This is a genomic window from Paenimyroides ummariense, from assembly GCF_900115115.1.
GTDB classification, from domain to species: Bacteria; Bacteroidota; Bacteroidia; order Flavobacteriales; family Flavobacteriaceae; genus Flavobacterium; species Flavobacterium ummariense.
The window spans coordinates 22,003-36,201 of sequence record NZ_FOVI01000028.1; the positions used below are offsets into that span (position 1 = coordinate 22,003).

Consider the following 14,199-nt stretch of genomic DNA (forward strand, 5'->3'; position numbering starts at 1 on the left):
CTATTATTTTTCTTTATTATTTGTTTGTTTATTATTTGAATATCCTAATATTTTTAAAACATCGTCTGCGGTTTGCTGTTCCGAGAAGACTTCGGTTGCCAGAATTCCGTTTTCGTCACGATCTATTAAAATATGTTTTGGTTGCGGAATTAAACAGTGATGAATACCACCTTGTCCGCCAATTGTTTCCTGATAAGCACCTGTATTAAAGAAACCTATATACAACGGCTTTTCTTTGTTGAATTTAGGAAGATAAATAGCGTTCCAGTTTTGTTCTGAATTGTAGTAATCATCAGAATCACAAGTTAATCCACCCAAGAGAACACGCTCGTAAGATTCATTCCAACGGTTTACAGCCAACATAATGAATCGCTTATTAATTGCCCAAGTATCAGGCAACGTGGTAATGAAAGATGAATCGATCATATTCCATTTTTCACGATCATTTTGTTGTTTTTGATACAGTACTTTATAGATTGCTCCACCCGATTCACCTACCGTAAACGATCCAAATTCGGTAAAAATATTTGGCATATCTACATCAGCTTCCTCACACGCCATTTTGATCTGATTGACAATTTCATCAACCATATACGCATAATCGTAATCAAAATTCAACGAGTTTTTAATTGGGAAACCACCACCTATATTTAAGCCTGTTAATGTTGGGCATTCTTTTTTAAGACTCGTGTAAACTTTTAAACATTTACCCAATTCGTTCCAATAATACGCCGTATCACGAATACCGGTATTGATAAAGAAATGCAGCATTTTAAGCTCAACATTGGTGTTTTCGGCAACAGTTTTCCTGTAAAAAGGCAGAATGTTTTTGTAGCCGATACCCAAACGCGAAGTGTAAAATTCGAATTTTGGTTCTTCTTCTGATGCAATACGGATTCCGATTTGAAATTTTCCTTTAATGCGTTCTTGCAACAAATCCAATTCCTCGTAATTATCAATAATTGGAATGGTATTTTTATGTCCGCCGTTTATCAAACGTGCAATATTTTCAACATATTGATCACGTTTAAAACCGTTGCAGATTACAATTGTTTTTTTATTTATTTTACCGTTCGCCAGTAAATTCTCTACAATATTAATATCAAAAGCCGAAGACGTTTCCACATGGATATCGTTCTTAAAAGCTTCGTTCATAACATATTCAAAATGAGAACTTTTAGTACAATAGCAATAGTAATAATTGCCTTCGTACTTATGTTTTTCCATTGCCTGTCTAAACCAGCCTTTTGCCTTGTTTATATTGTTAGAAATTTGTGGAAGATAGGTAAATTTCAAAGGTGTTCCATATTGTTCAACCAATTTCATTAAATCGATATTATGGAACATTAAATTGTCTTTATTTAATGTAAACTCTTCTTGCGGAAAGTAAAATGTTTGGTTTATTAAGTCGAAATATTTTGTATTCATAAAAAATCTGCTTTAAAAAATTATTAATTAGTTAAGTGTATTTGATATAAATACGTTTTTCAAACCCTTAGATTGGCAAAAGCAATCGATAATTTTTGATTGTAGATTTTACTTACAATTACAGCCTTTAAAGGTTTATTTAAAGTAACCAATAAACCCAACTGTTTTACAACCCGACTGATTTTTTTAACCAACGGATTTAAAACATTATTTACAGGAAGGTTATAACTTTTGTTCACTTACAAAATTTAGTAACGTTAATAGTAAATTAATTGTACAAATAATCGTTAAAAGCGTCAGTAATCAACTCACTTTCAACAACTTCATTAATAACACCCTTACCAATACCGTTTAATAAGGTAAACTGCACAATACCGTTTACATTCTTTTTATCGTGTATTAGTAAATGGGTACAAATTTCAATATCATTTTCGGTAAAAACAATACTTTCAAACATCAAATTTAAAGTTTCTTTTATTTCTAAATATGAATTTTTTGTTAACAAGTCTTTTTTGTACGAAATAAAAGCCTCTAAAATCATGCCTATGGCAATTGCTTCGCCATGTAACAAAGGTTGAATACCCTTACCTGAATGACTATAAGTTTCAATTACATGACCTAGTGTGTGTCCGAAATTTAATAATTTTCGAACATTCTCTTCGAACGGATCCTGTAAAACAATTTCATTTTTAATAGAAACCGAATGATAAATCAGCAACAACAAATCTTCGGTTGTTAATTCGCCTAAATTTTTAAGCTGATTCCAATACGATGCATCGGCAATTAATCCGTGTTTAAACATTTCTGCCAAACCAGAACGCATTTGATTTCCGGGTAATGTTTCCAAAAAAGCAGTATCAATTAAAACCATTTGCGGTTGCGAAAAACTACCCACCATGTTTTTTAATCCGCCTAAATTCACTCCGGTTTTTGTTCCAACCGAAGCATCAACCATTGCCAGCAAACTTGTGGGTATGTTTACAAAATCTATTCCTCTTTTATAGGTTGCAGCAACAAATCCACCTAAATCGCAAATCATTCCGCCACCTACATTAATAAGGAGTGCTTTTCTGTCAACATTCATCTCCACCAGAGTTTTCCAAACAGCCGTACACGTTTCAACGGTTTTGTTTTCTTCACCTTGTTCAATTTCAATAATTTCAAAAGGAACATCAACAGCCAGCCACTGCATCACATAATTTAAGCAATGTTGTGCTGTATTTTCATCGACCATCAATATAACCTTGCTGTATTTTTTATCGTTAATCAACTGTGAAAGAGCCGAATAATAGTCAACTCCGAAACCAATAATGTAATCTGCTGCCTGTATTTGCATGCTTAAAAAAAATTTGATGTAAAAATAAAGCAATTTTTATAACTATTGTATCTTTGCAGCACAACTTTAAACCTAATGGAGAAGATATTTGACAATACCGAGGTTGCTTTTGCTTTAAAAAACAACACCGAACTAAACAAAGCATACTACTTGTTTAAATTAATAAGCAGTAATGCATTAGTTAAAATAGGTACATCGTTAACCAATTTTGCCATATCAACAAATTTGCCTGTAAAAGGATTGATAAAATCTACCGTATTTGATCATTTTTGCGGCGGAGTTACCGAAGAAGATTGCTTAAAAGTGGTTGATAAAATGTACACAAAAGGCGTTTCGTCGGTTTTAGATTATTCAGTTGAAGGAAAAGAAACCCAGGAGCAGTTTGATCACGCATTGCAAATGACCTTAAGAACGATTGATTTTGCAAAAGAAAAAGAAGCTATTCCGTTTGCGGTTTTTAAACCTACAGGTGTTGGCAGATTTTTCTTATTTGAAAAGAAGGGAGAAAATTTACCTTTTACAGATGCCGAACAACAGGAATGGAACCGAATTGTAGAGCGTTTTGATATTATTTGCAGAACGGCTTACGAAAAAGACGTTTTATTATTGATTGATGCCGAAGAAAGCTGGATGCAGGATGCTGCCGATGATTTGGTTTTGGATATGATGCGCAAGTACAACAAAGAGAAATGCATTGTTTTTAACACGGCTCAAACATATCGTTGGGATCGATTTGATTTTGTAAAAAACACGCATGCCATTGGTTTACGCGAAGGTTTTCACGTCGGTTTTAAAGTGGTTCGCGGTGCTTATATGGAAAAAGAGCGTGCACGTGCCGAAGAAAAAGGGTATCCCTCGCCCATTTGCGCTACTAAGGCTCAAACCGATGCTACTTTTAACAAAACGGTTACCTATATGGTAGAAAATCTGGATAATAAAATTGCATTGTTTGCAGGAACACATAACGAAGACAGCAGTTATATGTTAATGGAATTAATGACTAAAAACAATATTCCGCATACAGACAAACGCATTTGGTTCGGTCAATTATACGGTATGAGCGATAATATTAGCTACAACCTTTCTCACCACAATTACAACGTTGCGAAATATTTGCCATTTGGACCTGTTTATGATGTTGTTCCTTATTTGATACGTCGTGCAAATGAAAATACATCGGTAGCCGGACAAACAAACCGCGAATTAGATTTGTTGGATAAAGAATTAAAACGAAGAAGATCGAAATAAGTTTTCGATCCTTTAAAATACAAAACCCTGTAAGATTAAAATTTTACAGGGTTCTTTTATTATTTTAAATTCAACTTACTATTAAATCGCGAATAACTAAAGTAAATCAATAGACCTATAATTAACCATATACTGAAATACAACCAGTTCCAAATGGTTAATTCTGCCATCATATAAATACAACAAATTAATCCTAACATTGGTATTAAAGATAAATTCTTTTTAAAACTCCATATACACAAGAAAATCATCGCTATTAAAAACAGCCACATTGGTATTTTATGTTTGAATAAATCAAAACCTGTTTCGAATTTTAATTTTTGATCTACCGGAGCTTTTTCAATCATTACCACATACTGATCTTCTGATTTCTCTTTTACCGATGAAAGCATTGCTTCTAAATCATTATTAAAATCAATTGGTTTTACTTGATAATCAGTTTCTACATACGAAATCATTTTTGTAGCATCTTCTTTAGAAAGCTGTGTTACAAAATTAGTAGGTTCGTAAACTTGCGGCGTATTGTAAACAAAAGATTCTAATCCGTTTTTATTCCAAATGAAAATAGAAATCAATCCAAAAATAAAACCGACAGGTAAAATATATTTTCCGTTTAAATATGGAATACGGAATTTTCCGCGAGGAATATCCTTATCCTGTAAAACCAAAACTCCGGCACAAACCAATGAAAAGGCAAACAACGTTCCAATACTGCATAAATCTGTCACCATGGTTAAATTCATAAACAAAGCGGGCACTGCCACAACAAAACCAGTTACAATGGTAGCAAACGATGGTGTTCTGTATTTTGGATGTACTTTTGAAAATTTTTTTGGTAATAATCCGTCACGGCTCATGCTCATCCAGATTCTCGGTTGTCCCATTTGGAAAACTAAAAGTACACTCGCCATAGCAACCACAGCACTTACAGCCACGATTCCGGCAAACCATTTTAAGTTCACCTGATCAAAAACATACGCCAACGGATCGCCCACATTCAACTGCTTATAATTAACCATTCCCGTTAAAACCAACGCTATGGCTATATATAATAAGGTACAAATTATGATTGACCAAATCATGCTTCGAGGCAAATCGCGCTGCGGATTTTTACATTCTTCTGCTGTTGTGGAGATGGCATCAAAACCGATATAGGCAAAGAAAACTGCCGACACACCTTTTAAAACTCCAGATAATCCATTGGGTGCAAAAGGATCGAAATTATCAGTATCAACATAAAAAATTCCGACAATTAATACCAATGCAATCACCGCTAACTTTACGTAAACCATGATGTTACTTGCATTACGCGATTCTTTCATTCCGCGATAAACCAACCACGTAATCAATACAATAATTGCCAAAGCAGGAATATCAGCCACAAAATGAAAGCTGCCAATTTGCGGAGCGGTTGTCCAGGCAATATGTGCCAATTGTAGATTATTCGGTAAGTTTTCAAACGATTTTCCGTTAGCCATTAAAGCCACCGCATCGTTAAAACCTTTGTTTGCCGATAGATAATCCATCTGAATCCACTGCGGTAGATGAATGTCCATGTTGCTTAACAATCCCGTGAAATAATCACTCCACGAAATTGCCAGCGTAATGTTTCCTACGGCATATTCCATAATCAGCGACCATCCAATAATCCAGGCAATTACTTCGCCAAAAGCCACATAACTATAGGTATAAGCACTACCCGAAACCGGAACCATCGACGCAAATTCGGCATACGCCATAGCAGCAAATCCGCAAGCTAAAGCAGTAAACATAAACAGAAAAATCACTGCCGGACCACCATCAAAACTCGCTTGTCCGATCGTGCTAAACACACCAGCACCAACAATAGCGGCAATTCCAAAAAAGATTAAATCTTTCTGACTTAAAAATTTTCCTAAACTTTCTTTTTTACCCTCATTCGCCTGCAATTCGGCTAAAATATCGGTCACATTTTTTTTACGAAATATATTCATCTACTATAAAAAAGTATGATAATTGTTATTTTTTGTTTTGGTAAATCTAACTAAATTTACAGAAATATTACTACATCATTTTAAATTCATTCACTATAATCAAAATTTATTGTTTGATAAATATTAACGATAAATTATTTATGGTAACTGGTAAAAATGAACGTACCTTTGTGTAAGAAAATTAAGAATTATAAATAAATTAAAATAAAAATTATGGCTTTAGTAGGAAAACAATTCCCAAACATTACCGTTGACGCAATCTCTGAAATGGGTGACGATTTAAGAATTAACGTTTTAGAAGAAGCAACAAAAAACAATAAAAAAGTATTGTTATTCTGGTATCCAAAAGATTTTACTTTTGTTTGTCCAACAGAATTACACGCTTTCCAAGCAGCTTTACCGGAATTCGAAAAAAGAAACACAGTTGTAATTGGTGCATCTTGCGATACAAACGAAGTTCACTTTGCTTGGTTAAACACTGCAAAAGATAATGGTGGAATTGAAGGTGTAACGTACCCTTTATTGGCTGACACTACAAGAAACTTATCAAGCGTTTTAGGAATTTTAGATGTAACTTCTGAAACTTATAACGAAGAATTAGATTCAGTTCAAATCGAAGGATCAAATGTAACTTACCGCGCTACTTATTTAATTGACGAAACCGGAAAAATTTTCCACGAAGCAGTTAACGACATGCCTTTAGGACGTAACGTACAAGAGTTCATTCGTTTAATTGATGCTTACGCACACGTACAAACTCACGGCGAAGTTTGTCCTGCAAACTGGGAAGAAGGTAAAGAAGCTATGAATGCAAACCGCCTTTCTACTGCAGAATATTTAGCAAAACTTTAATTTGTTCAAAGTTTAAGGTTTAAAGTTCAAAGTTTTGAGCGAAACCTTAAACTTTAAACCTTAAACAAAAAATTATGTTATTAGAATTAGAACAAGATAATTTACAGGAGCTGGTTGCAAACAACCCAAAAGTAGCTGTACAATTTTCGGCTTCATGGTGCGGTAATTGTCGTATTATGAAACCAAAATTCAAAAAAATGGCTACCGAAAAAGAAGATGTAACTTTTGTAATTGTTGATGCAGAGAAATTTCCTGAATCACGTAAATTAGCTAACGTTTCAAATTTACCAACATTCGCTATTTTTAATGGTGGTGCTTTGGTTGATGAAACACAGACTAACAAAGCCGATGTTTTGGCAGAATTGGTTAACAAATTAGCTTAATTATGAAACTACCTGTAATTAAACATTTAACTGAATTTATTCAGGAAAACGATCAAGATTATATCAATGAAACCATTGAAGTTTTAGAAGCCTTAACAGAAGTTCCATCATTAAAAGATGAAGAATTAGATGTAATTGGTGAATTAATTTCGAACATGTACGGCGCTATTGAAGTTGATAAGCTTATAAAAGCGGGAACGCCCAAAAAAGAAGCATTAAACACTTTTATGCAACGCGTATTGGGTTCAATTGATAAATAAAAATCTTAAACACAAATATAAACCACGAGCAACAACTCGTGGTTTTTTTATTTCTACAATGATAAATAATTCAGTAATTTTGCCGAAATTGCTTTTGAATGAAACACCAACAAACATCCTTTATTTCGGGCAGAATTAAGAGTGTAACCTACGCCGTTAAAGGATTTTACTTATTAATTACTACCGAACACAGTATTATGGTTCAGTTAACCATTAGTGCCTTAATGTGTATTCTTGGTTTTTATTTAAAAATCAGTGCTGTAGAATGGATGTTTCAAATTCTGGCAATTGGGTTGGTTTTAACTGCCGAAAGTTTAAATACTGCCATTGAGGCAATCTGTGATTACATTCAACCAAATTTCGACAAAAAAATAGGTTTTATTAAAGATATTGCAGCGGGTGCTGTAACATTTGCCGCATTAACGGCAGTTGTTATAGGCGCGATTATTTATTTACCAAAATTAATTTAGAAAAATGACTGCTAAAAAACAAAATACAAAACAGACAAACAATAAGCAAATGCCACCTAAACCAAAACAAACGGCTACTAACGGAGCGCGCATAAGCTTTATTTTTGGAACTTTATTTTTAATGTTTACGGTAATTTTATTGTGCAGTTTTGTTTCGTACTTTACAACGGGAAGTTATGATCAAAGTGTAGTTGCCGAATTAAACAACCGCGAAATTGAACCCGAAAACTGGGTAGGCAAGTTAGGTGCATGGTTGGCGCATAAATTCATTTTCGAAGGATTTGGTATTGCTTCTTTCTTGTTTATAAAAGTATTTGGTGAAATCGCTTTATGGTTTGGTATTCAGTTTAATGCAGCCAAATTACGACGCATGATTTTTTGGGATTTGTTTGCCATCATCGTATTATCAATTGCTTTGGGACATTTTGGAACAAACTATCCGTTTTTAGGTGGAACAGTCGGTTTTGAAATGAATGATTATTTGCAGGATTATATCGGACAAATTGGTGCGATGCTTGTGGTTCTTTTCCTGATTATTTTCTATTTGATTTTCAGAATAAAAATGACTCCGAAAGCATTCACAAACGTGGTTTCAAATACACATGCAAAAATCAAAGATAATATCGAAAAAGCCGAAGATATTATTAAAACACAACCTGCACAACCTATAAACATCAATCAGCCAATAAAAGAAGATGCTAAAGTTGCTGTTCCTGTTGCACCCGTTAAAGAAGTGATTGCCGAACCGGTTGTTAAAAACGAAATCGATTTCAATCTAAACAAAAAAGAAGAAAACAACGATTATTTAACTGATTTTTCGATTACAGATACATCAGCAAACGCAGATCATCACGAAGAATTTATTATTGAAACTATTGAAGAAGAAAAACCGCTTGCCGATGATGATTTAGCAAAAAAAATTGTCGAAGATTTTGGTTTATTCGATCCAACTTTGGAATTATCAAAATATCAGTTTCCAACAAGCGAGTTATTGTTTGAACATACAACCGGCGGAATTACTATTAATCAGGCAGAATTAGAAGAAAACAAAAACCGTATTGTTGATACGCTGAACAATTATAAAATCGGGATTGCGCAGATTAAGGCAACCGTCGGTCCAACGGTAACCCTTTACGAAATTGTACCAGATGCCGGAATCCGTATTTCAAAAATTAAGAGTTTAGAAGACGATATCGCATTGTCTTTATCAGCTTTGGGAATTCGTATTATTGCGCCAATTCCGGGGAAAGGAACTATTGGTATTGAAGTTCCAAATACCAAACCAACAACGGTTTCAATGAAATCGTTGATTTTATCGCCGAAATTTCAAAATGCCGAAATGGAACTTCCAATCGCAATTGGTAAAACTATTTCAAACGAAACTTTTGTGTTCGATTTAGCTAAAATGCCCCATTTACTAATGGCAGGTGCAACGGGACAAGGAAAATCGGTCGGTTTAAATGCTGTTTTGACATCTTTATTGTACAAGAAACATCCAGCCGAAGTAAAATTTGTTTTGGTAGATCCTAAAAAAGTAGAATTAACCTTGTTCAATAAAATCGAACGTCACTTTTTAGCAAAATTACCCGATACCGAAGACGCAATTATAACCGATAACACAAAGGTTATCAATACCTTAAATTCATTATGTATTGAAATGGACAACCGTTATTCTTTGTTGAAAGATGCCATGGTTAGAAACATTAAAGAATACAACGAAAAATTCAAACAACGAAAATTAAATCCGGAATTAGGTCACCGCTTTTTACCTTATATCGTTTTAGTTGTCGATGAGTTTGCCGATTTAATTATGACTGCCGGTAAAGAAGTAGAAACACCTATTGCCCGTTTGGCTCAACTGGCACGTGCCATTGGTATCCACTTGATTATTGCCACGCAACGTCCGTCGGTTAACGTAATTACAGGTATTATTAAAGCCAATTTCCCTGCAAGAATTGCTTTCCGAGTGAGTTCTAAAATCGATTCGAGAACTATTTTAGATGGTCCGGGTGCCGATCAGTTAATTGGTCGTGGAGATTTGCTTTTTACCCAAGGAAACGATACCGTTCGTGTACAATGTGGTTTTGTTGATACGCCCGAAGTTGAAAAAATAACGGAATTTATCGGAGCCCAAAAAGGATATGGCGATGCTTATTTGTTACCAGAATATGTTGGTGAAGAAAGTGGCACAAGTCTTGATATTGACATTGCAGACCGCGATGTTATGTTCCGTGAAGCTGCAGAAATTATTGTGACAGCCCAACAAGGATCGGCATCGTTGTTACAAAGAAAACTAAAATTAGGTTACAACCGTGCAGGTAGATTGATAGATCAGTTGGAAGCTGCCGGAATTGTGGGTCCTTTTGAAGGAAGCAAGGCGCGATCTGTAAACATTACCGATTTGGTTTCTTTAGACGAATTTTTAAACAACGAAAAAGAAAGAATGTAATGAAAAAAATAGCGACTATTATTTCTGTTTTATTTATTGGTTTATCAAGTTATGCACAAAATGCTGCTGCTGCCAAAAAATTGTTAGACGAAGTTTCTGCAAAGACAAAGACCTACAACAATATGGTGATTGATTTTAGTTTTAACAACGGAAAGCAAGAATCTAAAGGAAAAGCAACCATTCAGGGCGAAAAATATGTGGTAGATTTTATGGGGCTAACACAAATTTTTGACGGAGCTAAAATGTACATCATCAACCCGAACGATGAAGAAGTAACGGTTGCCAGCGCAAAATCTGCCGATTCACAAGCAGTTAGCATTGCAAGTTTACTATCGTTCTACAAAAAAGGGTACACTTATACGTGGGATAAAAAACAAACCATTAACGGTAAATCTATCCAATTTATCAAACTTACACCTACCAACAGCAAAGATGTAAAAGAGGTTTATCTGGGTATCGATACAAAAACCAAAAATATTTACAATAGAACCGATGTTTATAAAGGCGGCAGTAAATCAATTATTACCATAAAATCTTTTAAAACAAATCAAACATTGTCAAAAAACCTTTTTACCTTTACAAAATCTAAATATCCAAATTATTACATCAACAATTTAGATTAAAGTAACGCGTGAAAATACTTGATCGATATATATTAATAAGTTTTGTAAAAACGTTTTTTTCGGTATTTGCAATCTTGTTTTTCATTTTTGTATTACAGGGAATTTGGGTCTTTATTGGTGATATCGCCGGTAAAGACCTTGATTTTATAACCATATTTAAGTTTTTATTTTTCTATTCGCCAAAAATGATTCCAATGGTGCTGCCTTTGTCGGTACTTTTGGCATCGATCATGACCTTTGGCGATTTCTCTGAAAATTATGAATTCGCAGCCATGAAATCGTCTGGAATTTCACTGCAAAGAGCTATGCGTTCGTTAATTGTTTTCATTTTAATTCTATCGGCCGTTTCGTTTTGGTTTGTGAACAATGTGGCACCAAAATCAGAATTTAAGTTCGTAAACATGCGTCGTGACATTATTCACACCAAACCGGCAATGGCAATTTCAGCGGGTCAGTTTAACGATTTAGGAGCGATGAACATTAAGGTTGATGAAAAATACGGAGAGAAAGATGAAAAACTGCGCAACGTAACCATTCACGTGATCAATCAGCAAAGCAGTTTGAACAAAACTGTGATCAAGGCGAAAACCGGAAAGATCGAAACCAATGAAAACAGTCCGATTTTAAAGTTGCATTTGTACGATGGAAATTATTATGAAGATGTAACATCGCGCCGCAGTTCTGATACCAAACCTTTTGTGAAATCGGAATTTGAACATTATATCATGAGTATCGATGTTTCAGAATTTGATAAATCTGACCAAGAAATGCAGGAAATATCAAACACGGCAACCATGATGAATATTTCGCAACTTACCTACACCATTGATTCGCTAAACGTGAATTACACAAACGAAATTAAAACGCAGGTTGATGCCGATAACAGCAATAATCGTTTGTTTTTATCGAATGCACAAAAAGACAACGATATTGTTTACAAAACCATTAGTTTAGATTCGTTACTTTCTATTAAAAAACGAACACAAAAAATAAGTTTGTACGCCAATGCATCGGCTGTTGCAGAAAACATCCGATTCAACATTACCAACAATAAAAGTGCACTCTTAGAAAAAAACAAACACATTAACCGCCATTGGATTGCTTTTTACGAGAAATTCGTTATTGCCTTTTCATGCCTTTTAATGTTCTTTATTGGTGCTCCGCTTGGTGCAATTATTCGAAAAGGAGGTTTAGGCTTGCCAATGGTCTTTGCGGTTTTGATATTTATTTCGTACCATTTTATAAACACATTCGGCAAAAAACTCGCTCAAGAAAATGGAATTCCGCCCTTTTTCGGCGCTTGGTTATCTACGCTGATATTATTGCCAATGGCGATTACATTTACTTATAAGGCTACAAAAGACAGGGGAATTAATAGTATAGATAACCTTTTATATCCTGTTACGAATTATTTAAAGAAAAAATTTAAAAAGAAACAACAAAACAACTCATAAAAATGTCTGATATAAAATTAAACACCATAGAAGAAGCTATCGAAGATATTCGTCAAGGGAAAATAATTATTGTAGTAGATGACGAAGATCGTGAAAACGAAGGCGATTTTATAGCTGCAGCAGAAAAAGTAACGCCAGAAATGATCAATTTTATGGCAACGCATGGTCGCGGTTTAATTTGTGCACCTTTAACGCAAAAACGTTGTAAAGAATTAGATTTACATCCAATGGTTATCAACAATACGGTTTTGCACCAAACTGCTTTTACGGTTTCGGTTGATTTAATCGGACACGGATGTACTACGGGAATTTCGGCACATGATCGATCTAAAACCATTGAATTTTTAGTAAAAGACGATACAAAACCAGAAGATTTAGGTCGCCCGGGGCACATCTTTCCATTAATCGCTAAAGAAGGCGGTGTTTTAAGAAGAACCGGACATACCGAAGCAGCAGTAGATTTAGCTCGATTGGCAGGTTTTAAACCAGCCGGAATTTTGGTCGAAATTTTAAATGAAGACGGATCTATGGCTCGTTTGCCTCAATTGGTTGATGTTGCTAAGAAATTTGATATGAAACTGATCTCTATTGAAGATTTGGTTGCTTACAGAATGAAACACGACAGCCTTATTCAGAAAAAAGAAGATTTCGACTTACAAACAAAATACGGAACCTACCGTTTGCGTGCCTATTTACAGGTAACCAACAAACAAGTTCATATTGCCCTGACAAAAGGGGTTTGGAACAATGGTGACGCGGTTTTAACTAGAATTAACTCATCACAGGTTAATAATGATATTTTAGGAAATCTTACTAATAATCAAGACGAAAAGCTGGATTTAATGTTCCAAGCAATTGACAAAGAAGGAAAAGGTGCCATTTTGTTTATTAACCAAGAATACAACACCCTTGATTTATTAAAACGTTTAGCCGAATTAAAAGAATTACAGGCTGAAACCGATGATATTGTAAAAGCTCCAAAAATTCAAATGGACAATAAAGATTTCGGAATTGGTGCACAAATTTTACACGACATCAATATTTCAAAAATAAAATTAATGAGTAATTCCGAGCACAGCAAACGCGTTGGTATGGTTGGTTACGGTTTAGAAATTGTAGATCATATTAATTTTTAGATTTTTTTCATCTCACTATTTGCAGATTAATAAAAACATATTATATTTGCACCACAATTAACGAAGGAAACAACGTTAAGGAGAAATGGCAGAGTGGTCGAATGCGGCAGTCTTGAAAACTGTTGACTGTAACAGGTCCGGGGGTTCGAATCCCTCTTTCTCCGCGAATTATTAAGCACATTATCCTATATTTTTGCTTAAAGGCTTATAAAACCTGCGATCTGATAGATTTGCAGGTTTTTTTTATTGGTATCATAACCACTAAATTTTTTAAAAACGCTCATAATTCTGTGGAAAAATCGTGGCAATTTTGATGTCAAAAAAAAATTTCCACGAATTGATGGTTAAAGCACTGACAATCAACATGTAAAATACTTTAACGACTTGAAATTAAGCTATTGTAATACGATATTTATAAGTATTAAAAATTACATTATGTTAGAAGCAAGCTACGGGTTAAATTTTTTTCTAAAAACTCATCACAAAGGACTCGATTTAAGATCTGTCTATTTACGCATTACTGTAGATGGTATTCAGAGAGAAACATCCACAAAAAGAAAATGGGAAGGTTCACGCTGGAATCAAAA

General features: G+C 34.4%; 12 protein-coding genes and 1 tRNA gene. 10 read left to right on the forward strand and 3 right to left on the reverse strand.

Going from position 1 to position 14,199, the window contains the following annotated elements:
• Nucleotides 1-3: 3 nt before the first annotated feature.
• The gene (locus BM253_RS14660) at nt 4-1,428 is read right to left on the reverse strand and encodes an arginine decarboxylase (RefSeq protein ID WP_091525806.1); all 1,425 of its coding nucleotides are present in this window, start codon (nt 1,426-1,428) and stop codon (nt 4-6) included.
• Nucleotides 1,429-1,696: 268 nt separating this feature from the next.
• Entirely contained in the window at nt 1,697-2,764 is a 1,068-nt protein-coding gene (aroB, locus tag BM253_RS14670) for a 3-dehydroquinate synthase (RefSeq protein ID WP_091525811.1), read from the reverse strand.
• 75 nt (nt 2,765-2,839) lie between these two features.
• Here aroB and BM253_RS14675 point away from each other — a divergent pair, with 75 nt between their 5' ends.
• Nucleotides 2,840-4,012, forward strand: a complete 1,173-nt coding sequence (locus BM253_RS14675) for a proline dehydrogenase family protein (protein ID WP_091525813.1) — start codon at nt 2,840-2,842, stop codon at nt 4,010-4,012.
• Nucleotides 4,013-4,071: 59 nt separating this feature from the next.
• Here the strand turns inward: BM253_RS14675 and BM253_RS14680 are convergent, their stop codons facing one another.
• The gene (locus BM253_RS14680) at nt 4,072-5,985 is read right to left on the reverse strand and encodes an amino acid permease (RefSeq protein ID WP_091525815.1); all 1,914 of its coding nucleotides are present in this window, start codon (nt 5,983-5,985) and stop codon (nt 4,072-4,074) included.
• Nucleotides 5,986-6,198: 213 nt separating this feature from the next.
• Here BM253_RS14680 and BM253_RS14685 point away from each other — a divergent pair, with 213 nt between their 5' ends.
• The 9 genes from BM253_RS14685 to BM253_RS14725 all read left to right on the forward strand — a co-directional run bounded on the left by BM253_RS14685 (nt 6,199) and on the right by BM253_RS14725 (nt 13,776).
• Complete coding sequence (locus BM253_RS14685; RefSeq protein WP_091525817.1) at nt 6,199-6,837, forward strand: peroxiredoxin; 639 nt, start codon at nt 6,199-6,201, stop codon at nt 6,835-6,837.
• Nucleotides 6,838-6,911: 74 nt separating this feature from the next.
• The gene (locus tag BM253_RS14690) at nt 6,912-7,220 is read left to right on the forward strand and encodes a thioredoxin family protein (protein WP_091525819.1); all 309 of its coding nucleotides are present in this window, start codon (nt 6,912-6,914) and stop codon (nt 7,218-7,220) included.
• Nucleotides 7,221-7,222: 2 nt separating this feature from the next.
• Nucleotides 7,223-7,480 carry a DUF6952 family protein gene (locus BM253_RS14695; protein ID WP_091525821.1) on the forward strand — a complete coding sequence of 86 codons (258 nt, stop codon included), beginning with the start codon at nt 7,223-7,225 and terminating at the stop codon, nt 7,478-7,480.
• A 98-nt stretch (nt 7,481-7,578) separates the two neighbouring features.
• Nucleotides 7,579-7,950 (forward strand): diacylglycerol kinase family protein, encoded by a 372-nt coding sequence (locus tag BM253_RS14700; protein WP_091525823.1) that lies wholly within the window; start codon nt 7,579-7,581, stop codon nt 7,948-7,950.
• A gap of 4 nt (nt 7,951-7,954) precedes the next feature.
• Entirely contained in the window at nt 7,955-10,399 is a 2,445-nt protein-coding gene (locus BM253_RS14705; RefSeq protein WP_397334440.1) for a DNA translocase FtsK, read from the forward strand.
• On the forward strand, nt 10,399-11,022 hold the full coding sequence (locus BM253_RS14710; protein WP_091525825.1) for an outer membrane lipoprotein periplasmic chaperone LolA1: 624 nt from the start codon (nt 10,399-10,401) through the stop codon (nt 11,020-11,022). Before BM253_RS14705 ends, BM253_RS14710 begins: the two co-directional genes overlap by 1 nt.
• 8 nt (nt 11,023-11,030) lie before the next feature.
• Entirely contained in the window at nt 11,031-12,476 is a 1,446-nt protein-coding gene (locus tag BM253_RS14715; protein ID WP_091525827.1) for an LptF/LptG family permease, read from the forward strand.
• A gap of 2 nt (nt 12,477-12,478) precedes the next feature.
• Nucleotides 12,479-13,612 (forward strand): 3,4-dihydroxy-2-butanone-4-phosphate synthase, encoded by a 1,134-nt coding sequence (gene ribB / locus BM253_RS14720; RefSeq protein ID WP_091525829.1) that lies wholly within the window; start codon nt 12,479-12,481, stop codon nt 13,610-13,612.
• 79 nt (nt 13,613-13,691) lie between these two features.
• A tRNA-Ser gene (locus tag BM253_RS14725) sits at nt 13,692-13,776 on the forward strand.
• Nucleotides 13,777-14,199: the final 423 nt, after the last annotated feature.

Coding starts and splice junctions, on each gene's coding strand:
- BM253_RS14680 (WP_091525815.1), bottom strand. CDS start 5,985: ATGAATATATTTCGTAAAAAAAATGTGACCGATATTTTAGCCGAATTG.
- ribB (WP_091525829.1), top strand. CDS start 12,479: ATGTCTGATATAAAATTAAACACCATAGAAGAAGCTATCGAAGATATT.
- aroB (WP_091525811.1), bottom strand. CDS start 2,764: ATGCAAATACAGGCAGCAGATTACATTATTGGTTTCGGAGTTGACTAT.
- BM253_RS14700 (WP_091525823.1), top strand. CDS start 7,579: ATGAAACACCAACAAACATCCTTTATTTCGGGCAGAATTAAGAGTGTA.
- BM253_RS14685 (WP_091525817.1), top strand. CDS start 6,199: ATGGCTTTAGTAGGAAAACAATTCCCAAACATTACCGTTGACGCAATC.
- BM253_RS14675 (WP_091525813.1), top strand. CDS start 2,840: ATGGAGAAGATATTTGACAATACCGAGGTTGCTTTTGCTTTAAAAAAC.
- BM253_RS14710 (WP_091525825.1), top strand. CDS start 10,399: ATGAAAAAAATAGCGACTATTATTTCTGTTTTATTTATTGGTTTATCA.
- BM253_RS14695 (WP_091525821.1), top strand. CDS start 7,223: ATGAAACTACCTGTAATTAAACATTTAACTGAATTTATTCAGGAAAAC.
- BM253_RS14705 (WP_397334440.1), top strand. CDS start 7,955: ATGACTGCTAAAAAACAAAATACAAAACAGACAAACAATAAGCAAATG.
- BM253_RS14690 (WP_091525819.1), top strand. CDS start 6,912: ATGTTATTAGAATTAGAACAAGATAATTTACAGGAGCTGGTTGCAAAC.
- BM253_RS14660 (WP_091525806.1), bottom strand. CDS start 1,428: ATGAATACAAAATATTTCGACTTAATAAACCAAACATTTTACTTTCCG.